This window comes from Galbibacter orientalis DSM 19592, assembly GCF_000260115.1.
Taxonomy (GTDB): domain Bacteria; phylum Bacteroidota; class Bacteroidia; order Flavobacteriales; family Flavobacteriaceae; genus Galbibacter; species Galbibacter orientalis.
Map to the genome: position 1 here is coordinate 3,041,997 of NZ_JH651379.1, position 20,013 is coordinate 3,062,009.

24 protein-coding genes are annotated in these 20,013 nt (G+C 32.3%); 10 read left to right on the forward strand and 14 right to left on the reverse strand.

Annotated features, from left to right (window positions below; all coding sequences use genetic code 11):
- Positions 1-7 precede the first annotated feature (7 nt).
- Positions 8-331: a PadR family transcriptional regulator gene (locus JOOMADRAFT_RS13315; RefSeq protein WP_008614155.1), complete on the reverse strand. Its 324-nt coding sequence runs from the start codon at positions 329-331 to the stop codon at positions 8-10.
- A 494-nt stretch (positions 332-825) separates the two neighbouring features.
- Positions 826-1,296, reverse strand: coding sequence for a DUF4870 domain-containing protein (locus JOOMADRAFT_RS13320; RefSeq protein WP_008614156.1), 471 nt, complete (start codon positions 1,294-1,296; stop codon positions 826-828).
- 194 nt (positions 1,297-1,490) lie between these two features.
- Between JOOMADRAFT_RS13320 and JOOMADRAFT_RS13325 the strand changes: the two genes are divergently transcribed.
- The 3 genes from JOOMADRAFT_RS13325 to rocD all read left to right on the forward strand — a co-directional run bounded on the left by JOOMADRAFT_RS13325 (position 1,491) and on the right by rocD (position 4,469).
- Complete coding sequence (locus tag JOOMADRAFT_RS13325; protein ID WP_008614158.1) at positions 1,491-1,946, forward strand: DUF4442 domain-containing protein; 456 nt, start codon at positions 1,491-1,493, stop codon at positions 1,944-1,946.
- Positions 1,947-2,069: 123 nt separating this feature from the next.
- Complete coding sequence (locus JOOMADRAFT_RS13330; RefSeq protein ID WP_008614167.1) at positions 2,070-2,870, forward strand: TIGR00266 family protein; 801 nt, start codon at positions 2,070-2,072, stop codon at positions 2,868-2,870.
- 354 nt (positions 2,871-3,224) lie between these two features.
- Positions 3,225-4,469: an ornithine--oxo-acid transaminase gene (gene rocD / locus JOOMADRAFT_RS13335; RefSeq protein ID WP_008614168.1), complete on the forward strand. Its 1,245-nt coding sequence runs from the start codon at positions 3,225-3,227 to the stop codon at positions 4,467-4,469.
- Between the two features lie 179 nt (positions 4,470-4,648).
- On the opposite strand, the gene JOOMADRAFT_RS13340 is transcribed toward rocD, so the two are convergent.
- Both JOOMADRAFT_RS13340 and JOOMADRAFT_RS13345 read right to left on the reverse strand, forming a co-directional pair.
- Positions 4,649-4,972 (reverse strand): CCC motif membrane protein, encoded by a 324-nt coding sequence (locus tag JOOMADRAFT_RS13340; protein ID WP_008614169.1) that lies wholly within the window; start codon positions 4,970-4,972, stop codon positions 4,649-4,651.
- A 15-nt stretch (positions 4,973-4,987) separates the two neighbouring features.
- A complete protein-coding gene (locus JOOMADRAFT_RS13345; protein WP_394358996.1) occupies positions 4,988-5,218 on the reverse strand; it encodes a DUF2752 domain-containing protein in 231 nt (76 codons plus the stop codon).
- A gap of 172 nt (positions 5,219-5,390) precedes the next feature.
- On the opposite strand from JOOMADRAFT_RS13345, the gene JOOMADRAFT_RS13350 reads away from it, so the two are divergent.
- Positions 5,391-5,618, forward strand: coding sequence for a hypothetical protein (locus JOOMADRAFT_RS13350; RefSeq protein ID WP_008614172.1), 228 nt, complete (start codon positions 5,391-5,393; stop codon positions 5,616-5,618).
- A 1-nt stretch (position 5,619) separates the two neighbouring features.
- Complete coding sequence (locus JOOMADRAFT_RS13355) at positions 5,620-6,162, forward strand: Smr/MutS family protein (RefSeq protein WP_008614173.1); 543 nt, start codon at positions 5,620-5,622, stop codon at positions 6,160-6,162.
- A gap of 132 nt (positions 6,163-6,294) precedes the next feature.
- Here the strand turns inward: JOOMADRAFT_RS13355 and JOOMADRAFT_RS13360 are convergent, their stop codons facing one another.
- The gene (locus JOOMADRAFT_RS13360) at positions 6,295-7,203 is read right to left on the reverse strand and encodes a hypothetical protein (protein WP_008614174.1); all 909 of its coding nucleotides are present in this window, start codon (positions 7,201-7,203) and stop codon (positions 6,295-6,297) included.
- Between the two features lie 92 nt (positions 7,204-7,295).
- On the opposite strand from JOOMADRAFT_RS13360, the gene JOOMADRAFT_RS13365 reads away from it, so the two are divergent.
- A complete protein-coding gene (locus tag JOOMADRAFT_RS13365; RefSeq protein ID WP_008614175.1) occupies positions 7,296-8,444 on the forward strand; it encodes a cysteine desulfurase family protein in 1,149 nt (382 codons plus the stop codon).
- Positions 8,445-8,516: 72 nt separating this feature from the next.
- On the opposite strand, the gene JOOMADRAFT_RS13370 is transcribed toward JOOMADRAFT_RS13365, so the two are convergent.
- The 7 genes from JOOMADRAFT_RS13370 to JOOMADRAFT_RS19725 all read right to left on the reverse strand — a co-directional run bounded on the left by JOOMADRAFT_RS13370 (position 8,517) and on the right by JOOMADRAFT_RS19725 (position 14,863).
- Positions 8,517-9,575 carry a nucleoid-associated protein gene (locus tag JOOMADRAFT_RS13370; RefSeq protein ID WP_008614176.1) on the reverse strand — a complete coding sequence of 353 codons (1,059 nt, stop codon included), beginning with the start codon at positions 9,573-9,575 and terminating at the stop codon, positions 8,517-8,519.
- Between the two features lie 103 nt (positions 9,576-9,678).
- Positions 9,679-10,191, reverse strand: coding sequence for an IS1096 element passenger TnpR family protein (locus JOOMADRAFT_RS13375; RefSeq protein WP_008614177.1), 513 nt, complete (start codon positions 10,189-10,191; stop codon positions 9,679-9,681).
- Between the two features lie 116 nt (positions 10,192-10,307).
- Complete coding sequence (locus JOOMADRAFT_RS13380) at positions 10,308-11,354, reverse strand: COX15/CtaA family protein (RefSeq protein WP_008614178.1); 1,047 nt, start codon at positions 11,352-11,354, stop codon at positions 10,308-10,310.
- A gap of 250 nt (positions 11,355-11,604) precedes the next feature.
- Positions 11,605-13,035, reverse strand: a complete 1,431-nt coding sequence (locus JOOMADRAFT_RS13385; protein ID WP_008614179.1) for a CCA tRNA nucleotidyltransferase — start codon at positions 13,033-13,035, stop codon at positions 11,605-11,607.
- Positions 13,036-13,075: 40 nt separating this feature from the next.
- Entirely contained in the window at positions 13,076-13,450 is a 375-nt protein-coding gene (locus JOOMADRAFT_RS13390) for a GxxExxY protein (RefSeq protein WP_008614185.1), read from the reverse strand.
- Positions 13,451-13,519: 69 nt separating this feature from the next.
- Positions 13,520-14,080, reverse strand: a complete 561-nt coding sequence (locus JOOMADRAFT_RS13395) for an L-threonylcarbamoyladenylate synthase (protein WP_008614207.1) — start codon at positions 14,078-14,080, stop codon at positions 13,520-13,522.
- A 24-nt stretch (positions 14,081-14,104) separates the two neighbouring features.
- A complete protein-coding gene (locus tag JOOMADRAFT_RS19725; RefSeq protein ID WP_008614208.1) occupies positions 14,105-14,863 on the reverse strand; it encodes a glycosyltransferase family 32 protein in 759 nt (252 codons plus the stop codon).
- A gap of 82 nt (positions 14,864-14,945) precedes the next feature.
- Between JOOMADRAFT_RS19725 and JOOMADRAFT_RS13405 the strand changes: the two genes are divergently transcribed.
- Positions 14,946-15,689: a glycosyltransferase family 2 protein gene (locus JOOMADRAFT_RS13405; RefSeq protein WP_008614209.1), complete on the forward strand. Its 744-nt coding sequence runs from the start codon at positions 14,946-14,948 to the stop codon at positions 15,687-15,689.
- Entirely contained in the window at positions 15,689-16,630 is a 942-nt protein-coding gene (locus tag JOOMADRAFT_RS13410) for an NAD-dependent epimerase/dehydratase family protein (RefSeq protein ID WP_008614215.1), read from the forward strand. Before JOOMADRAFT_RS13405 ends, JOOMADRAFT_RS13410 begins: the two co-directional genes overlap by 1 nt.
- A gap of 4 nt (positions 16,631-16,634) precedes the next feature.
- Here JOOMADRAFT_RS13410 and JOOMADRAFT_RS13415 read toward each other — a convergent pair whose 3' ends face one another.
- Entirely contained in the window at positions 16,635-17,396 is a 762-nt protein-coding gene (locus tag JOOMADRAFT_RS13415) for a glycosyltransferase family 2 protein (RefSeq protein WP_008614225.1), read from the reverse strand.
- 190 nt (positions 17,397-17,586) lie between these two features.
- Entirely contained in the window at positions 17,587-18,402 is an 816-nt protein-coding gene (locus tag JOOMADRAFT_RS13420; RefSeq protein WP_008614226.1) for a 2,3,4,5-tetrahydropyridine-2,6-dicarboxylate N-succinyltransferase, read from the reverse strand.
- A 508-nt stretch (positions 18,403-18,910) separates the two neighbouring features.
- On the opposite strand from JOOMADRAFT_RS13420, the gene ruvX reads away from it, so the two are divergent.
- Together ruvX and JOOMADRAFT_RS13430 are read left to right on the forward strand one after the other, a co-directional pair.
- Positions 18,911-19,321: a Holliday junction resolvase RuvX gene (ruvX, locus tag JOOMADRAFT_RS13425; protein ID WP_008614229.1), complete on the forward strand. Its 411-nt coding sequence runs from the start codon at positions 18,911-18,913 to the stop codon at positions 19,319-19,321.
- Positions 19,322-19,521: 200 nt separating this feature from the next.
- Positions 19,522-19,941 carry a T9SS type A sorting domain-containing protein gene (locus JOOMADRAFT_RS13430; RefSeq protein WP_008614231.1) on the forward strand — a complete coding sequence of 140 codons (420 nt, stop codon included), beginning with the start codon at positions 19,522-19,524 and terminating at the stop codon, positions 19,939-19,941.
- The last annotated feature ends 72 nt before the right edge of the window (positions 19,942-20,013 follow it).

A 20,013-nucleotide genomic window follows, 5' to 3' on the forward strand; every position in this document is an offset into this window, starting at 1 on the left:
AGTGTTTTTATTTTGTTACCAGGTTAACTGCGTTTCTTAGTTCGTCCCAAGTGGTGTTGAGTTCTTTTAAAAATAGTTTGCCATTCTCGGTTAGGGTGTAATACTTACGTGGAGGTCCGGATGTGGACTCCTCCCAACGGTAACTTAATAACCCTGCGTTTTTCAGTCTTGTTAATAGCGGATAAATAGTTCCTTCTACTACAAGCATTTTTGCGTCTTTTAAGGTCTCAAGAATTTCTGAAGCATATTTATCCTCATTTTCTATGATGGATAAAATACAGTATTCCAAAACCCCTTTTCGCATTTGTGCTTTTGTGTTCTCTATATTCATGGTTTCATGATACTTTTTGTTAAACTGTTCGTTTTTTGATTGCCCACAAAGTGGGGTTTGATTGATTTGATTGATGACTCACAATGTGAGGTTTTTTTTTTTAGGTTCAAAGGGGCAAAGATTAAATGATTGAAAGATTGAAAGATTGAATGATTGAATGATTGAAAGATTGAAAGATTTTGTCATGTCTCCTGTCTCTTATCTCCTGTTTCTTGTTTCTTGTCTCTTATCTCTTATCTCTTGTCTATTGTCTATTGTCTCCTGTCTTCTGTCTTCTGTCTCCTGTCTTCTGTCTCCTGTCTTCTGTCTTCTGTCTCTTGTCTCTTGTTTCTTGTTTCTTGTCTCTTGTTTCTTGTCTCTTGTCTCTTATCTCCTGTCTCTTGTCTCTTATCTCTTATCTCTTGTTTCTTGTTTCTTGTCTCCTGTCTCTTGTCTCTTGTCTCTTGTCTCTTGTCTCTTGTCTCCTGTCTCTTATCTCTTGTCTACAAAAAAACTTACTTTATAAATTTTATAGTTAATGGGTAATTATATACTAAGCCGTCATTAGCTCTTATGGTTGCAATAATTGTACAAAACACATCCATAAGTAAGAGTCCTATTCCAAGCATTGCAATAATACTTATGAGCCCAGCGTTCCATCCGAAACTAGAAATATGATCAAAATTAAAATCTACATTATGACTATTGTGCTCTAAAATATTTGTAAAGCCAATAAACTCCCATGCAGTAAATAATGCAATCGGGATCATTACTATTCCTAATATAATACTGTAAAGCAAAATACTTATTTGAAAGTTTATAGCTTCTTTTCCATTCTCATCTATAAACTCCCATTTGTCTTTATTAGAAGTCCAAATAAGTAGGGGAATAATAAAATTTCCAAAAGGAATAAAATACTTTGAGAAGGTAGACAGATGAATAACTGCCGATACGTTCTTTTGATGTTTGCTTATGGATGTATCCATGTTCGTTTTTTTTTGATTGATTGATGATGAATTTTAGTAAGAAATATATAACCTACTAATTTCTATTACAAATATATGGCTAAAAAAAGGTATTATGCAAAACATAGTACTAATATTTAACAAAAATTTAAGAATGTTAAATTATGTGGAAATTGATTTTTAATGAATAAATTACAACTCTAAATTAGATTTAAATGAAGTTAACACCATCACAATTAAATAAATTTTCAATGGTAAAGCTCCCGTCTGCTTGGTTTTGCGGGGTTAGGGTAGTAGCAATTAACGATACCTCATGTACAACTACAGTAAAACACAGATGGATTAATCAGAATCCTTTTAATTCTATGTTTTGGGCAGTACAAGGAATGGCAGCAGAATTAGCTACTGGAGCAATTGTAATTGGGAAGATTAAAGAAGAGCAAGCTAAAATTTCAATGCTAGTAGCCAATAACAAAGCTAATTTTTCAAAAAAAGCAAAAGGAAGAATAACTTTTGTATGTAATGATGGTCATTTAATAGATGAAGCAATAAAAAATACCTTAGCTACAGGAGAAGGGCAAACTTTTTGGATGCAATCTGTAGGAAAAGATGAGGCTGGAGATATTGTTTCTACTTTTGATTTTGAATGGACGGTTAGAGTTAAGAGTTAAAAAGTAGAAAAGTAAAAAAGTAAAAAGTGAAGAAGTTAACTTTTATGAGTGTATTTATAGTTTTTAAGATGTAACAAAATTGCTTTTAGAACTACCTATTAATAAACCAAAAACTTATTTATTATGACAGCACACGAAATAGATTATCAGATTTACGGAGAAGAAATGCAATATGTGGAAATAGAACTAGATCCACAAGAAGCAGTAGTTGCCGAGGCAGGTAGTTTTATGATGATGGACAGCGGACTCCAAATGGATACTATTTTTGGAGACGGTTCTAACCAAGATAGAGGCGTTCTAGGAAAGTTATTTTCCGCTGGAAAACGATTGTTAACAGGGGAAAGTTTGTTTATGACTGCTTTTTTAAATACGGATTTAGGTAAAAGAAAAGTAAGCTTTGCGTCTCCTTATCCTGGAAAAATAATTCCTATTGATTTAACTAAATATAGAGGAAAGTTTATTTGTCAAAAAGATGCTTTTTTATGTGCTGCGAAAGGTGTTTCTGTGGGAATTGAATTCTCTCGAAAACTAGGGCGTGGATTCTTTGGAGGAGAAGGTTTTATTATGCAAAAGCTAGAAGGAGATGGAATGGCATTTGTACACGCTGGAGGAACACTAGCCAGAAGAGAATTGGCTGCTGGAGAAGTTCTGAAAGTAGATACGGGTTGTATTGTAGGTTTTACTAAAGATATAGATTATGATATCGAGTTTATAGGAGGAATTAAAAATACCGTTTTTGGAGGAGAAGGTTTATTTTTTGCAAGTCTTAGAGGTCCAGGAGTTGTGTATATTCAATCCTTACCTTTTAGCAGGTTAGCTAGTCGTGTGTTTGCTGCAGCGCCCCGACAAGGAGGGAAAGATAGAGGCGAAGGGAGTATACTTGGAGGTCTTGGAGATATTTTAGATGGCGATAATAGATTTTAGTTACTAACTGTACAATTTAGATTAGAGAAATAACGTTCGATTATTCCACTATTTCGAAGAAGGATTTTGAAAATTAAATCCTTTATAATGGAGTTAAATCCCTCATTGAGGGTTTTATTCCCCAAAGCCTGTCCAGAGTTTACCGAAAGGTTCTACGTCGAAATGGATTAAAATATTTTTCCTTTGAATACCCGTAGGCTTGCATCGAAGTAGTTGATTATCGATTATCTAGTAAAATAGAGGCGCTCTTTTGAGAATCCTTTAAATATTTTGTAATTTGCAGCCACTGCATGGATGATTTCTCTCCGTAAGAAGGAATTGTATAGTTTCACATTTTTAAATTTCGATTTCAGAATGGCAGTTTTGGAAAAATTAACTTCGCAAGATGCAATTGCATTAGAGAACAAGTATGGCGCACACAATTATCATCCGCTTCCTGTGGTATTAAGCAGAGGAGAAGGGGTATTTATGTGGGATGCCGAAGACAAAAAATATTACGACTTTCTATCGGCTTACTCTGCCGTAAATCAAGGTCATTGTCATCCACGAATTATAAATGCTATGATGGAGCAAGCAAAAACACTTACGCTTACTTCTCGTGCTTTTTATAATGATGTTTTGGGTGTTTTTGAAAAGTATGCAACGTCATATTTTGGTTTTGATAAGCTTTTACCTATGAATACAGGTGCGGAAGCTGTAGAGACTGCTATAAAAATATGTAGAAAATGGGCATATGAGAAAAAAGGAATAGCGGAAGAGAAGGCTCAGATTATTGTTTGTGAAAATAATTTTCATGGGAGAACAACCACAATTATATCTTTTTCAAATGATGAAGATGCACGTAAGAATTTTGGGCCTTATACTCCAGGATTTATTAAAATTCCTTATGATAATACAGAGGCGTTAGAAAAAGCTTTAAAAGAAAATACTAACATCGCAGGTTTTTTAGTAGAACCAATTCAAGGAGAAGCTGGAGTTTACGTTCCTTCTGAAGGGTATCTAACAAAAGCAAAAGCACTTTGTAAAGAGCATGGGGTTTTATTTATTGCTGATGAAATTCAGACTGGAATTGCAAGAACTGGGAAATTGTTGGCGGTAGATCATGAAAATGTAAAACCAGACATGCTTATTCTAGGAAAAGCAATTAGTGGTGGCGTATATCCTGTGAGTGCTGTATTGGCAAACGATGACGTAATGGGTGTTATAAAACCGGGTCAGCACGGAAGTACATTTGGAGGAAATCCTGTGGCTGCAGTTGTAGCTATGGAAGCTCTGGAAGTAGTGAAAGATGAAGGACTAGCTAAAAATGCTGAGACATTAGGAACGTTATTCAGAAGTGAACTTCAAAAATATATTGATAATAGCACTATTGTTAAGTTAGTTAGAGGAAAAGGATTATTAAACGCTATTGTAATTAACGATAGTGAAGATAGTTCTACCGCATGGGATATTTGTATGTCCTTAAAAGAAAATGGCCTTTTAGCAAAACCAACGCATGGTAATATTATTCGTTTTGCACCACCTTTGGTAATGACAGAAGAGCAATTACACGATTGTATTTCTATTATTACAAAAACTTTGAAGGAGTTCGAAAAATAAAGTTGTGTGTAAACAAGGTATAAAAAAATCCCCGCGATAGCGGGGATTTTTTAGTTCTAATTAATTACTTCGGGGGCAAGTCCACGAAGCATCTTTAACTTATTTCAACGCAGAGCCTTTGATATACTCAGAACAGGCTCTGGGGAATTAGATACTCTATAAGGAATTAAATAAGGATTTTATTGCTCAATTCCCCATTGTTCCAATATTTCTTGTTGTTGTAACTGTATTTCATCCCAACCTATAGTAGCTATTCGATAGATAGTAACAGCTAAATATAGAAGGTTTATTATAAGAACAACAAGAGCCACAGTTTTTGCTGTTTGCATAGCTTTTATATTGTCGTAATTTTCAGGATTTAATTGTGCTTGTTTAATTTTACTGTTTGCCATAAAAAAAGCAATACCTGCAGGGATAAACCCTAATCCTGCAAAGCAGCAGCATAAAAAACCTAAAATTGATAAAACATAATGTAAGGTTGGATTTAGTCTTTGTTTTTCCATAAAATTTAATTAATGTTAATTGATTATTTTTATAATATAGCTAATTATTATAGTAGAAATAGTAATAATTGCAAATCCATATTTTAACCTTTCTATAAGCTTGATATTTGTAAAAGTAGAAGCAATTATAAACCCAATAAACATTATTAAAGGATATATAGCGGGGTACATTTTAAAAGCTGCTACAAACTCTCCCTGAAACAATAATGCCACAGAGCGTTGTAAACCGCATCCTAAACATTCCATCCCAAAAAGTTTTTTATTCAGGCATGGCAGCATAAAGTCTTCTGCTTTGGTAAATAATAAAAAGGTCATTGTGTGTAATACTAAAAACTATTGTAAACTTATTAAAAACTTATTAAACCTAACTTGTTTCAATATATTATTTTTGTAGCTTAATGTATTAAATGATTATGAAATGAAGTTAGTTTCTCTATTATGTATTGTGGCTGGCGCCATATTAGTTTTTATGTTTAACGACCAATCGGAATATGATAAATACCTGAAAATACTAGGCTTTATTCTATTAATGTTTGGATTGTATCAATCAACTAAACTATGGGTGAAAGACAATCCTAAAGAAGATAAAAAGGAAGATAAAAAAGAAGATGAAAAAAGCTTAGAAGATCATTTAAAAGATAATTAAAATGAAATTTCAAGTAGGAGATACTGTTGAGGTTTTAGATGATGCTATTAAGGGAAAGGTAACTAAACTAGTAGGAACCTCTGTGTTTATTGATACAGAAGATGGTTTCCCGATGGAATTTCAAGAAAATGAGTTGGTAAAAATTAGTGCTTCCAACGAATTGAAGGTTAGTAATATTGACGTTTACCGAGCAGTTAAAGAAAAGAAAAAAGGAGAGAAAAAGTTTAAGAAATCGGTTAAAGTGGAAAGGGTAATGCCTCCTATGGAGGTTGATTTGCATATTCATAAACTTACCGAGTCCACAAGGGGAATGACTAATTTTGACATGCTAAATCTTCAAGTGGATACTGCAAAGCACAAGTTGGAATTTGCTATTCAGAATAGAATTCAGAAAATAGTTTTTATTCACGGTATAGGAGAAGGTGTGCTTCGTACAGAGTTAGAATATTTATTTGGACGTTATAGCAATATAACCTATTACGATGCCGATTATAGAACCTATGGTTTAGGAGCCACCGAAGTTTATATTTATCAAAATAAATAAATTTATTGAGCCCAATATTGGTTAAAAAATTACAATTATTTTGTAAGCTAGCTTATAAATTCTAACCACAAATTCGTGGCAAGCAGATTTTTCAGATTGCTACAAACTCTAATACTTTATGTGTAGAGTGGTTTATTCTTCGGTTTGGGTAACTTTAGTTTCAATGATACCGTATAAATATTCTTCTACATCAAATTTAATTTCTTCATCTCCATTTTGTAATTTGAAACCATCAATAATCATAATTTCACTACTGTAAATAGATTGGTATTCATTTTTCTTTAATCCAAATACATCTGTAGTAGCAGTAGCTGCAGTTGTGGTAAGATAATTAGGAACTTTCTGACCTTCAATTTCAGTAGTATCGTTTGCTGGATTTCCGTCTCCATTTAAATCTTCATCAATTGTAAGAATTCCATCATCATCATCATCGTTATCTAAATAATTAGGAATACCATCTCCATCAGTATCTGTAAATATTACTTGATTTAAGTCGTCAAAATCTATTTCGTCTTTTGTAAACACGTTATCATTATCATCATCTCGGTCTATATAATCTGGGATACCATCGCCATCACTATCTCTAGAAGCTTCTTTATTTACAGTGCCATCTTCATTATAAACTACTCCTTCTTGAGCGGTTGGTACACCATCTTGATCATCATCTTCAAGGGTAGTAACAATTCTTATAGTTCCGCTAGGCGCATACCATTCTTCTGTAACAAGAGGTGTTGTTGGCGGTACAGTTTGGCAGAAGTATGAACTTTTAACTTCAGCATCAAAAATTCTGTATAAAACTTGGTTTGACGTATTATTAATTGGGAATTCTAGAGTGTCTACTTCTTTGAAATTAACAGTACTGGAAGTTATTTTTACGATAAGGGCTTCAGTTCCGTTTTCAGAGATTTTAAATAATGTAGTATTGCTACAAGGATTATTAATTTCTGTGTCGTCAAATTCGAGACGTTCGATTATAAAATCCCCATCATCACAACTACTTAGCATTATTGATATAAAAACAAAAAAGAAGACTCTTTTCATACTTAAAATTTTAAAACTTAAACAAATGTAAAACATACAAAGTTATAACGAAATTTATTGCGAATAATTTTAATTAAAAGTACTTTTGCGGCATGCAAAAAGTGTATTTAGACAGTGCTGCTACAACGCAGGTGAGAGCGGAAGTGATTGAGAAAATGCAGGAAGCATTGGCAACATTCTACGGAAATCCGTCTTCTACTCATAGTTTTGGTAGATCCGCTAAAACTCAAATAGAAAAAGCACGTAAAACAATAGCAAAACGACTTAATGCGAGTCCGTCTGAAATTATATTCACTTCTGGAGGTACGGAAGCTGATAATATGATTTTACGTTGTGCTGTTCGAGATTTAGAAATAAAACATATTATAACCTCTAAAATTGAGCATCATGCGGTTTTACATACCGTAGAACAACTTGAAGAGGAATATGGAGTAAAAGTTTCGTATGTAAAATTGAACGAATGTGGAGCGCCAAGTTTAGAGGATTTAGAGACTTTACTTAAAGAAAATTCTGAAAAGACATTAGTGAGTTTAATGCATGTAAATAACGAAATTGGAAACATGATCGATATTGATGCATTTGCAGATAAGTGTAAAGAGTATAATGCTTTATTCCATTCAGACAGTGTCCAATCTATTGGGCATTGGGAGTGGGATGTACAAAAAACAAAAGTCGACTTTTTAACGGCAGCGGCTCATAAATTTCATGGACCTAAAGGAATAGGTTTTGCATTTATCAGAAAAAATATACCCTTAAAGCAATTAATTCACGGAGGATCTCAGGAACGAGGATTTAGAGCAGGAACAGAGCCTTTTCATAATATTGTTGGTTTAGAGGAAGCTTTTATACAGGCCTATGATCATTTAGATGAAGAACGTACTTATGTTACCGAGCTAAAAGAGTATTTTATGAAAGAACTCTCTAATGCAATGCCTGGTGTTAAGTATAATGGAAATTGTGCAGATAATGAAAAAAGTACTTATACTTTAGTAAATGCATGTTTGCCATTAAGTGCCGATAAAGGAGCTTTACTTTTATTTCAACTAGATATTAAAGGTATTGCATGCTCTAAAGGAAGTGCTTGTCAAAGTGGAAGCGCTGCAGGTTCTCATGTGCTTACTGAAATTTTAAATGAAGAAGATTCTCAAAGACCTTCTGTAAGATTTTCATTTTCTAAATACAATACAAAGGAAGAATTAGATTACGTTGTTGCTTGTTTAAAGGAATTTGCCAATAGCTAATACAAGTAAAAAGAAGAATATAAAAAAAACGTTCCTCAATGAGGAACGTTTTTTTTATATTCTATTGTAATATTAACTTTTCTGTTCTTTATTGAAGTAAACAAGGTAGTAATACATTTGTTTTTCTTCGTCCCATCCTTTTTCTACAAATTTCTCAGCAGACTCTGGATTGATAAAGTCCATTTTTATCTGAATGTTAGTGTCTAAATTAATTACATTCTTAATTTTTTTACGAGCATCAGAAACGGCTTTGTTTGCAATAGGAAATGAAGATACATCTTCAATACTATATTTTGGACCTTTTTCTGTTTTGTAATTTTTAAATTCAGGAATCAAATCTGGATTATCCATTACTTCGTTTAAGAAGCTAGTTTCTTCAAAATCATCGTTTTTTGCAAAATGATTCACAGCACGATTCATAAACATAACTTCTTCTTTTTTGTCTTCTGCTGGTAAAACAACATCTTTGGCAAAGTCTTGACAAAACTTAAGGTATTTTTTGGTAAAAAAAGTTTCATCTGTAAGCGCATCAACATTTAAAAAGTTTTCTAGCCAATATTTAGTATCGTAACGGTTACTGTCTACAGATAAAATTTTAAAGCCTTCTTCTTTATTTTTATTGATAATAAGGCACCCTTTGTCAAGTTTGTTAATATTAATACCATGGCGGATTAATATTTCAAGGTTAGTTCCTTTTTCTTCAAACTCTAGAAAATCATGTTTTAACTCTGATTTAAAAACACCAATAGCATCAATCTTCTCATTATCAATTACAACATCCGAGAGGTAGGTTACATATACTTCTCCGCTTTTTATATGCGGATGGTTGGATTGATCGTATAAATGTGTTGCTATACTTTTTGATACTTTATGAATACTGGCTGGATCTTCAAAAACCTCGGTAGCCATAGTGTATAATTCATTGTATTCTAAATCAACCTCATGGTCAAAACGGTAATAATTTTCTTCTTTTTCACGAAAAGGCTTAAAAAAATATTCTTTTAATAAACCAGTAATTTCGTCGTTTAAGCGGTAAGGTTCTTCTGAAAAGAAAGTACCTTCATTTTTACTTTTATTTCCAATTCTATGAATGGAAAGACTTTCAATTTGTGTAAGATATAAATTGATCATTTAATAAGTTAAAAGTTAAATTGTTAGATTAAAAGTCTGAGAAAAAAGAAAATTTTTAATGTATTCTTTTTGTATTTTTTATTTTAAATCCCTTCTAAAAGGATTAATTCCAATGTTCGTCAAAATTGAAATCATCTAAATTATCCAAGTCGTAATCGTCGTCCATATTGTCCTCATCTTCTGATAAGTCTTCTGCTTCGAACTTTTTTACTGGAGGCGCATCTGGTAATTGCCCATGTACATATAGGAGATTAGGATAAATTGCTCCATCTTCTTTCTCGGCTATTTCGGCTAATTCAACAAAAAATGTCCACATACTAAAAAAGTCGTACACATATATTAGGTTTCTGTTGTTTTCATTTAAAATATCCTCAATAATAGTTTCAGACATCAGTCTTACCTCACTTCCAGAATCGCTCATATCAAAAAGGGCGATTTCTTCTCCTTGATTCCATTCTTCATCACTTACATAAAATGACGCCATTTCAGTTCCATCAAAACCAAAAGCTTGAGAAACTGCATTATGAAAATCTTCAAGTGTGCTATTTCCTTCAACTTCTATATCTCGAAAAACATCTTCCTCTAAGTCGAGTATAATTCTAAATTTATAAATCATTAATTCTAGTTTTTTCAGCGTGGTGCAAGTTACAAAGTTTTGTGTTGAATTCCACTAAGTCTTCATGATTTCCGTAGACAATTATTGTTGAAAATACATTGTTTTATACCGTTCAATTAGCTTATGTTCTTGCTTTGAGGGACTTGGTTTTTATTTGTTTTTGCCTCAAGAAGTAAATAAAATTGAATCCCAAATAAAATAGAAGCAATGACTAAATGTAATGCCTGGCTACCAAAAGGAAAATGGAAGTAGAACATCCCAATTCCTGTTAATATTTCTATAATAATAAATGCTAAAACCCAATTTACTTTTGAAAATCCAAGGTTTAACTTTTTATTTCTGAGGAATAAAAATATGTTTACTAAAAAGACTAATACGGATAAAGACCGGTGGATGTAAAAATCGATTTCAGGATTTGCTAACCATTGATTCTTTGCCATTGTTCCATAAACATCAGTTTGTTCATCTATAAATTGTCGAACCTGTGTTCCTAAAACTATTTGTATAAGTGTAAGGATTAAAGCTGCTACTAAGATGCTTGAAAACAGACTATTTGATTTAAGAGTTTTATTTTTTTCTTTAGTCTGATAGATAATAATAAGAATAAAAGCAACAATTACAAGAGCCATAACCATATGTAATGTAATCCTAATTGGCGCTAAAACTGAATATACCACTGTAGCACCAAGCCAAGCTTGGAAGCCCATTCCAAAAACTGTAAGCCATGCCAGAATAGGAATCCATTTATTTTTTTTCCAATAAGAAAACGAAGCAAATGCTAAAATAAGTGTAGCAAAACCAGCTAAGGCACCAAACAATCGGTTTATATATTCCACCCAAGTATGCGACGGATTGAAAACAGCGTAATCATGTTTTGTATACGTCTCCCAATGAGATTCTGTATAGGTGTTTCCAGTAGTGAAGTCTTCTTTAGCTACTTTTAACGTTTTATCTATAATAATAACTTGCCCTTTTTTGAATTCTCTTTTAGGCTGCCATTCTAGTTGAGAAATTTCAGTAGGAGGAATGTAATACCCAAAACACTTTGGCCAATCTGGACACCCCATACCACTACCTGTCATACGCACCACAGCTCCAGCTATAATTACTAGATACACTAATACAAGTGTGATTTTTGCTATTTTTCTAAAATTGTTTTTCACTTTTTAAGGTTTAAAGGTTTAAAGGTTCAAAGGTTCAGAGGTTCAAAGGTTCAAAGGTTCAAAGGTTCAAAGGTTCAAAGGTTCAAAGGTTTCAAAAGATTCAAAGGTTCAAAGGTTTCAAAAGATTCAGAGGTTCAGAGACTCAAAAGATTAAAAATATTCAAAGGTTTTTTGTTTTTATTTCTACACAAACTAAATACATTTACTTTGCCACTTTGCCACTTTGCCACTTTGCCACTTTGCCACTTTGCTATTTCTCAACAGGTGTTAATCCAAGTTTTTCTCCTCTTTTTAACATGAATTCGAAAGCAGCATCATGTTCATTCGGAATTTCGCCTTCTAAAATTGCTTCTTTAATAGCCTCTTTTATAATTCCAATTTCTTTTGAAGGTTTGATATTAAAAGTTTCCATTATTTCTGCACCATCAACTGGAGGTTGGAAATTTCGTACATGATCTCTTTCTTCAACTTCAGCTATTTTCTGACGAACAATTTTAAAGTTGTTGTTGTATTTTTTAAAACGTTTAGGATTTTTAGTAGTAATATCAGCCTCACAAAGAGTCATTAAATCTTCTACGTGGTTTCCAGCATCAAAAATTAATCGTCTTACAGCCGAATCGGTTACTATATCCTGAGCCAATACAATTGGTCGAGAACTCATTAAAACGAGCTTTTGTACCAGTTTCATTTTATCATTTAGAGGCATATGCAGGCGTTTAAATAGTTTATAAACCATTTTAGAGCCTACAAATTCGTGTCCGTGAAAGGTCCAGCCAATTTTTTCATCAAAACGCTTAGTAGGTGCTTTTCCGATATCGTGTAATAATGCAGCCCATCGCAACCAAAGGTCATCTGTGTTTTTAGCAATATTATCTACTACCTCAAGCGTATGCCAGAAATTGTCTTTATGCTTTTGTCCTTCCTTCTCTTCAATGCCTTGAAGGTTTGTTAATTCGGGCATAATAATAGGTAATAATCCTGTTTTGAATAATAGAGAAAAGCCAATAGAAGGTTTTTTACTAAGTAATATTTTATTTAGTTCATCTACAATACGCTCGTTTGAGATGATTTTTATTCGTTCTCTATTTTTTTTAATTGCTTGAAGCGATTTATTCTCAATAATGAAATCAAGCTGTGAGGCAAATCTTATAGCGCGCATCATTCTTAACGGATCATCAGAATACGTAATATCTGGATCCAATGGGGTTCTAATAATTTTATTTTCAAGGTCAGAAATCCCATTAAAGGGATCTAGAAGTTCTCCATAGCTTTCTTTGTTTAAAGAAATAGCCAGTGCATTAATTGTGAAATCTCTTCTATTTTGGTCGTCTTCTAAAGTACCGTTTTCAACAACTGGTTTCCTACTATCAAAGTGGTAGCTTTCCTTCCGAGCTCCTACAAATTCTACTTCTAAATCTTCAAAACGAATCATGGCCGTTCCGAAGTTTTTAAAAACAGAAATCTTAGTCTTCTTTTCTATATTTGAAGCCACTTCTTTTGCTAAATCAATTCCGCTACCAAGCGCTACAACATCAATATCTTTTGGAATTCCTCTTTCTAGTAGAAAATCGCGTACAAAACCACCAATAACATAGCTTTTTAGGTTTAAAGAAGCAGATGCTTTTTCGATAATTTCAAAAATTGGATTTTGAATCGCGGTAATGATCTTTTTATTTGACATTCATTTCTTTTTTTGCCACAAATTCACTAATATTTTATAATTAGTTAATAATTCTCCTGTGGTCTAATAAATCTTTATGGAAATTAGCCAATAATGCTAATTTTAATTTTGAAACTTTTAAGTAATTTAAACATTGAGCAAAATGTTTATCATGCAAATTATCACATGATTTAACTTCTAAGATAATTTTATCAAAAACAACAAAATCTGTATAGAATTTATGAGGTAAAATAATATTTTTATATGAAACTTTAAACTCTTTTTCTCTTTCGAAAGGAATATTTAAAGACTTAAACTCATACTCTAATGCATCTTTATATACAATTTCAGAAAAACCACTTCCTAACTGATTATAAATTTCAAAAAGCACCCCTACAATACTATAACTTTCATCTTTATAAATTAATGTGCTCATTATAAATTTGTGTATTAGTGGCTTTTCAATTTATGAATTACCAGATTAGAACTGATACTGCCTACTATATTACTTCCGAATAATCTTAACAGTAGCATCATTTCCTATTTTTATAATAGAAGAAGGGCGACTGTTAGTTTTTTCGCGGTGCAAATTTACCACATAGTCAACACCTTTTAAAATTTCCTTAGCTATTTCTGAAAAGCTTTTTGGTGTAGGCATACCACTTATGTTGGCAGAAGTAGAAATAATAGGTCGCTTGAATTGCCTAATTAATTTCTGGCAAAACTCATCTGATGCTACACGAATGGCAAGTGTGTTGTCTTCAGGAATTAGATTTTTAGCAACATTAATTGGTCTATCATATATAATAGTGGTGGGTCTATCTGCTAATTCAACAATATCAAAAGCAGCATCAGGGATTTCATAAACATATTTTTGAAGCATTCTAATATCAGAAACTAGAGAAATTAATGCCTTACTATCGTCTCTTTTTTTTAATTCATACACTTTTTTGATAGCCTCTTCATTGGTAGCGTCGCAACCAATCCCCCAAACGGTATCGGTAGGGTAGAGTATAAGCCCACCTTTATTAAGGATTTCAAGGGTGTTTTGGATTTCTTGATTCATAGTTATTATTAGTGTTCCTTTTAATTATAGTTTGTCTATGTAAAAAAAGTTCTTTTTAAAAAAAGTATATTTAATAGAGTCTAATAGCATTATAGGTAGTTTTTTAAGTTTTCTATAACCGCTATCTAAAATATAACTGAGCCCTTTTTTCTTATTTTTCCATGAATCTTCCCACCAATGAATGCAAATAGTATTATTTGTTACACATTCTGGATAGAATTTTTCTTGCCATGAAAAAGGGTAGAAATACTCTGAGGTAACTACCAAAACATCTTTTATATGTTGATTTTTGTAGGTTTCTAATCCATAGTTTTTAAGAATATAAGACGCTATAGGAGGTCCTCCCATGGCATTAAATTGTGTTCTTTGCTTTCTTTCGGTTTCTTTTATACAGTCTAGAATAAACTCATTCTTAGCTTGAGCTCCTAATACTGCTGAATTTATTGGAAATTTTTCGTTTTCAAATTTCCCTTGGAAACCAATAAAAGCTTTTTCATTTAAAAAAGAATCGAAAGTTTTTACCATTTCAATATCCGTATCTAAATAAATTCCCCCTTCTGTATAAATAGAATAAAGCCTTATGTAGTCTGTAATAAAAGACCACTTTTTTTGATCATATAATTTTTGTAGGAAAGGGAGTTTTTCAAATGGAGTGTTACTTTCATCCCATCTTTTTATTTCATATTCAGGCATTTTTTCTTTCCAAGAAGAAATGCATTTTTTGATGGTATCGTTTTGAATACCATTCCCATACCAACAATAATGGATTTTTTTAGGAATCATTTAAAAAAGCTTTATTAAAGTGAATGCGTACAAAAATATATTAATATTGATGATTTTAGTATTTTTATCGAAAATTTAATAAATGGAAATTAGCGGTTTAGTTATTACTTTCAATGAAGAGACATGGATTGGTGGTTGTATTGAAGACATGTTTAGGGTTTGTGATGAAGTTATAGTAATAGATTCATATAGCAAAGATAGAACGGTTGAGATAGCCAAGGAGAAAGGAGCTAAAGTAATTCAGCAAGAATTTTTAGGCGATGGACCGCAAAGAATACATGGTTTACAATTTTGTAAGAATAATTGGATATTGAATTTAGATGCTGATGAAAGACTTGAGGAAGATTCTTATCAATTTATAAAATCTGGAAAGTTTTTTGAAGATTTATATGATGGCTATAGATTTAGAAGAAATACTTATTTTAGAGATGAGCTTATTAATTTTTCAGGTTGGTATCCCGATTATGCTTGTCGCTTTTTTGATAAGAGAACAGCTAAACCAGAGACAACAATTGTACATCAGGATGTAAAAGGTAAAAATATTTTAAAATCCAAAATGCATTTACGTCATTATAGTTGGAATAGTTTTAATCAGATTATTTCTAAAAAAAATCAATATACAGATTGGCAAGTTCAGGAGTATGTAGAAAAAGGAAAAAAAGCTTCTTCATTTGCACCATTGATTCACGGATGGGTTTCTTTTTTTAAATGTTACATCTTTAAAAAGGGGATGTTCCATGGATTAGATGGATTTACTTTTGCATTGATTCAAGCTTTTTTTTCATATATGAAATATGCCAAATTAATTAAAGAAAATAAAAAGTAATGAAAATATTAGTAACTGGAGCAGCTGGGTTTATTGGTTCTCACACAGCAGAATTTTTTGCAAATGAAGGACACCAAGTATATGGAATCGATAATTTTTCTTCGTATTACAATCCAGCATTGAAGAAATTAAATTTAGCAGATGTAGAGAAAGCTGGAGTTACTTTTATTGAAGCTGATATAATCAGCAATTTAAAAGAAAAGCTGCCTACAGACTTCGACTATGTTTTTCATTTTGCTGCACAGCCTGGTATTTCTGCTACAACAAGTTTGGAGGAGTATGTTCAGAATAATATTTTCGCGACACAAAATTTATTAGATTGGGTGAAAGAAACTTCTCCTAATCTCAAACTGTTTGTAAACATAGCAACTTCTTCTATTTACGGAAAAGAGGCAACGCTACCAGAAACAGCCTTACCTAAGCCAGTTTCTTTTTATGGAACTACCAAATTAGCAGCAGAACAATTGGCTTTAGGAGAACAAAGAGCAGGGAAATTAAATGCCTGTTCTTTACGCTTATATTCGGTTTATGGACCTAGAGAACGTCCAGAGAAGTTGTATACAAAGTTGATAAAGTCGATATACGATCAAACCGAATTCCCACTATTTGAGGGGAGCGAAAAGCATTCTCGGAGCTTTACGTATGTAGGCGATATTGTGAAAGGAATGGCGGCAGTAATAGGTAAGGAGCGTAAAATCAATGGAGAAATAATTAATATAGGCTCGGATGTGGAATATACTACACAACAGGGAATCGAATTGATAGAAAAAATTATAGGACTTAAAGCAAAAATAAAAGTTACTCCGCCACGACCAGGCGACCAATTACGTACGACGGCTTTAATTGATAAAGCCAGAAAATTATTAAGTTATGAGCCAGAAACTTCTTTTGAAGTTGGACTGGAAAAACAAGTAGATTGGTATAGGGAGAAATTTTTATAAAATATTATTCGCTTTGTAATTTTTTAAGTTCTCTAAAACGTTCATAAACTCCTAATGCATTTAAATAACAAATAGTAACTCCTTTAGCACCATCTAGAATGCCAAGTCTAATAATATAATGATTAAAAAATTTCCAAGTAGGACGTAAATATTGCTGAAGGACATTCCATTTTTTTCCTTTTAAAAAAGACTCTTTGGCTTTTAATTGCCCGTATTTGAGCATTTTACCTTTATAGTCTTCATAGTTTTTATAAGAGTAATGAATTAATTTTTCTTTTAGAATTCCTTCAGTTCCGTTAACTTTTAAGGTTTCATGAACAATCCTTTCATTTATAAATTCGCATGAATTCTTTTTAAATAAGCGGTAGACTTTATCGGTTTGCCAACCACTAAAATAGAGTCGCTTATTTTTAAACATAAAGGTTCTGTAATTCCAATAAGCATCTTTAGCAGTTGGATTATTTATGGTGAGAATTATTTCCTTTTCGAGTTTTGGAGTTACACGTTCATCAGCATCAAAAAAATAGACCCAGTTATATTGAGCACAACTTAAAGCATAGGATTTCTGCTTGGTAAAATTCTCAAAAGGATGTTGTATGGCAGTAATTTTAGGATGATTTTGAAGATATTCCCAAGTACCATCAGTACTAAAGGAATCGACTACAATAATTTCATCAGCAAAAAGAATACTTTCAATACAATCTTTAATATAATCCACCTCATTATATGTAATAATTACTGCGGATAACTTTGCTTTTGTGCTCAAATTTCTATTTTTTGTAAAGGTATTGCCTTCCGTCAAAATAAAAAAATCCGAAAGACACTAGTGTCCATCGGATTTTACTCGATAATCGAGTTTTGAGTATTTTAGCGCTTGTATAGAAATACTATTTGTTTTTCCTTCTAATACTTTGGTAGGTTATACCAAGAAAGCGTTAACTATAATTTTTTTAGGATTATACAGCAACATCGTATTCACGAAGTGCATCGTTTAAAGATGTTTTCTTATTAGTACTTTCCTTACGTTTCCCTATAATTAAAGCACAAGGAACATTAAATTCTCCTGCAGGAAATTTTTTGGTATAACTTCCAGGAATAACCACCGATCTGGCTGGCACATATCCTTTAATTTCTACAGGTTCGTCTCCGGTAACATCAATTATTTTGGTAGAACCTGTTAGTACTACATTAGCACCTAAAACAGCTTCTTTTTCAACGCGAATTCCTTCAACTACAATACATCTTGAACCAATAAATGCATTGTCTTCTATAATTACGGGAGCAGCTTGTAATGGCTCTAAAACTCCTCCAATTCCAACACCCCCGCTAAGGTGAACATTCTTACCTATTTGAGCGCAACTTCCTACAGTAGCCCATGTGTCTACCATAGTTCCTTCATCAACATACGCCCCTATATTTACATAACTAGGCATTAAAATAGTACCTGCCGAAATATAAGCTCCATGTCTGGCAACCGCAGCAGGAACAACGCGGATTCCTTTTTCAGCATAATTTCTTTTTAATGGAATTTTGTCATGGAATTCAAGTGGTCCAACTTCTAAAGTTTCCATTTTCTGGATTGGGAAGTATAAAACAACTGCTTTTTTAACCCATTCGTTTACTTGCCAGCCGTTTTCTGTAGGCTCAGCTACCCGAAGTTTACCTTCATCTAATAAAGAAACAACTTCTCTAATAGTATTTACAGTATTTTCGTCTTTAAGTAATTCCCTGTTCTCCCAGGCATTCTCTATGATTGTACGTATCTCGTTCATCTAAATTAAAATTTTTACAAATATAAAACTGTTCAACTTATTTAACCTACTATTTTACAACTATAACATTTTATAACATTTTGTTTAAAATAATACAATAATTTAGAAGTTGGTTAATTTCTTATAAACGTTTTAAAAAGTTTACTTTTGTAAAAAGTATTATTGTTGTCCGATAAAAGTTAACGGAATTTATTGAACTCCACTTACATCAAGGTTTAAATTCCTCATAGGGGGTTTAATTACCCAGAGCCTGTACTGAGTTTGCCGAAGTACTCTGCGTCGAAATGAGTTAAATTTGTTTCCTTTGAATACCTCGCGGACTTGCCCCGAGGTAGTTGATTGGAGTTTTAAAAATAGACCCCTTGCTATTAGTAAAAATGAATAAAAAAGAGAATTTTTGAAATGTAGTCTTTTTAAGCTGCTTATTTTGTGGTAGTTAAGGCTTATTTTTTTCTTATAGCGAAGCGGTCTTGTGTTTTACTCGGACATTAATGAAAAAGTATATAAAATGGGAAGAATATTAGCAATAGATTTTGGAGAGAAAAGAACAGGAATAGCAGTTACAGATGAGCTCCAAATTATAGCGTCTGGGCTTACTACAGTAGCTACTACAACGCTTTTGTCTTTTTTAAAAGAATACATAGCTAAGGAAAATGTAGAATTAATTGTTGTAGGACAGCCAAAGCGTTTAAATAACGATTTTTCGGACGTAGAGCAAGTAATTCTTACCTACATTGAAAAACTAAAAGCTGCATTTCCGGAACTCCCTATAGAACGTGTTGATGAACGATTTACTTCGAAAATAGCTTTTCAAAGCATGATAGATAGCGGGGTTAAGAAAAAACAACGCCGTAGTAAAGAGCTGTTAGATGAAGTAAGCGCTACAGTAATTTTACAATCTTATTTATATAACAAATAATTATTTCTTTCTTAATACTTTGAATCCCTCGTAGGCTTGCCTCGAGGTAGTTGATTATTTTCAGTTTTATTGAAAAAAAGTTACTTATATGTAGGAACACCCTATTTTTGTATGGGATTTTTTTTAACTTTGTATTTGATAACTAGTTTGTTAAATAGTATAGTGCTATTTATAAATTATTAAAAAATATAGTGAATGAAATGAGAATTACCCTACTTTTATGCTTATTTATTCAATTTGTTTTTCCGTTTTCGGTAAACAATGAAACAATGATTGTGCCCCACACTAAATCATTAACCACGAACCCTCTCACTCCTCCAAAAGCCCCTCTTTGGTCTTTGGAAAGTATGTTATCTTTTTACCCTGATCATTCAGTTCAAAACGATTCTTTAAAAGTGTATCCCAACCCTATTAATCAGAAAGATATGTTGAATATCTCAATGGTAGAGGCAGGGAAGAAACGATTAACTTTTTATGATATTACTGGAAAAATGGTAAAAGTTATAGAAACAGAACGTAAATCTTTTGCTTTTAGTATTTCAGATATTGGAACTGGCGTGTACATATTGAATGTATCATCAGTAAATTTTCAAACAACAAAAAAGGTAATTGTAAAGTAAGAATTTACTTTATTTCCTTACTTATTTAAGTATCTTTTGCTACTTTCCATAGCATTATTAGAATTACTTTGT

What these genes read in the sequence shown, in the direction of transcription:
- JOOMADRAFT_RS13370 (WP_008614176.1), bottom strand. Translation starts at nt 9,575, where the DNA reads ATGATCAATTTATATCTTACACAAATTGAAAGTCTTTCCATTCATAGA.
- JOOMADRAFT_RS13405 (WP_008614209.1), top strand. Translation starts at nt 14,946, where the DNA reads ATGGAAATTAGCGGTTTAGTTATTACTTTCAATGAAGAGACATGGATT.
- JOOMADRAFT_RS13355 (WP_008614173.1), top strand. Translation starts at nt 5,620, where the DNA reads ATGAAATTTCAAGTAGGAGATACTGTTGAGGTTTTAGATGATGCTATT.
- JOOMADRAFT_RS19725 (WP_008614208.1), bottom strand. Translation starts at nt 14,863, where the DNA reads ATGATTCCTAAAAAAATCCATTATTGTTGGTATGGGAATGGTATTCAA.
- JOOMADRAFT_RS13375 (WP_008614177.1), bottom strand. Translation starts at nt 10,191, where the DNA reads ATGATTTATAAATTTAGAATTATACTCGACTTAGAGGAAGATGTTTTT.
- JOOMADRAFT_RS13330 (WP_008614167.1), top strand. Translation starts at nt 2,070, where the DNA reads ATGACAGCACACGAAATAGATTATCAGATTTACGGAGAAGAAATGCAA.
- JOOMADRAFT_RS13430 (WP_008614231.1), top strand. Translation starts at nt 19,522, where the DNA reads ATGAGAATTACCCTACTTTTATGCTTATTTATTCAATTTGTTTTTCCG.
- JOOMADRAFT_RS13420 (WP_008614226.1), bottom strand. Translation starts at nt 18,402, where the DNA reads ATGAACGAGATACGTACAATCATAGAGAATGCCTGGGAGAACAGGGAA.
- JOOMADRAFT_RS13360 (WP_008614174.1), bottom strand. Translation starts at nt 7,203, where the DNA reads ATGAAAAGAGTCTTCTTTTTTGTTTTTATATCAATAATGCTAAGTAGT.
- JOOMADRAFT_RS13365 (WP_008614175.1), top strand. Translation starts at nt 7,296, where the DNA reads ATGCAAAAAGTGTATTTAGACAGTGCTGCTACAACGCAGGTGAGAGCG.
- JOOMADRAFT_RS13340 (WP_008614169.1), bottom strand. Translation starts at nt 4,972, where the DNA reads ATGGAAAAACAAAGACTAAATCCAACCTTACATTATGTTTTATCAATT.
- JOOMADRAFT_RS13325 (WP_008614158.1), top strand. Translation starts at nt 1,491, where the DNA reads ATGAAGTTAACACCATCACAATTAAATAAATTTTCAATGGTAAAGCTC.
- JOOMADRAFT_RS13385 (WP_008614179.1), bottom strand. Translation starts at nt 13,035, where the DNA reads ATGTCAAATAAAAAGATCATTACCGCGATTCAAAATCCAATTTTTGAA.
- JOOMADRAFT_RS13395 (WP_008614207.1), bottom strand. Translation starts at nt 14,080, where the DNA reads ATGAATCAAGAAATCCAAAACACCCTTGAAATCCTTAATAAAGGTGGG.
- ruvX (WP_008614229.1), top strand. Translation starts at nt 18,911, where the DNA reads ATGGGAAGAATATTAGCAATAGATTTTGGAGAGAAAAGAACAGGAATA.
- JOOMADRAFT_RS13350 (WP_008614172.1), top strand. Translation starts at nt 5,391, where the DNA reads ATGAAGTTAGTTTCTCTATTATGTATTGTGGCTGGCGCCATATTAGTT.
- JOOMADRAFT_RS13320 (WP_008614156.1), bottom strand. Translation starts at nt 1,296, where the DNA reads ATGGATACATCCATAAGCAAACATCAAAAGAACGTATCGGCAGTTATT.
- JOOMADRAFT_RS13390 (WP_008614185.1), bottom strand. Translation starts at nt 13,450, where the DNA reads ATGAGCACATTAATTTATAAAGATGAAAGTTATAGTATTGTAGGGGTG.
- JOOMADRAFT_RS13345 (WP_394358996.1), bottom strand. Translation starts at nt 5,218, where the DNA reads ATGGAATGTTTAGGATGCGGTTTACAACGCTCTGTGGCATTATTGTTT.
- JOOMADRAFT_RS13410 (WP_008614215.1), top strand. Translation starts at nt 15,689, where the DNA reads ATGAAAATATTAGTAACTGGAGCAGCTGGGTTTATTGGTTCTCACACA.
- JOOMADRAFT_RS13315 (WP_008614155.1), bottom strand. Translation starts at nt 331, where the DNA reads ATGAATATAGAGAACACAAAAGCACAAATGCGAAAAGGGGTTTTGGAA.
- rocD (WP_008614168.1), top strand. Translation starts at nt 3,225, where the DNA reads ATGGCAGTTTTGGAAAAATTAACTTCGCAAGATGCAATTGCATTAGAG.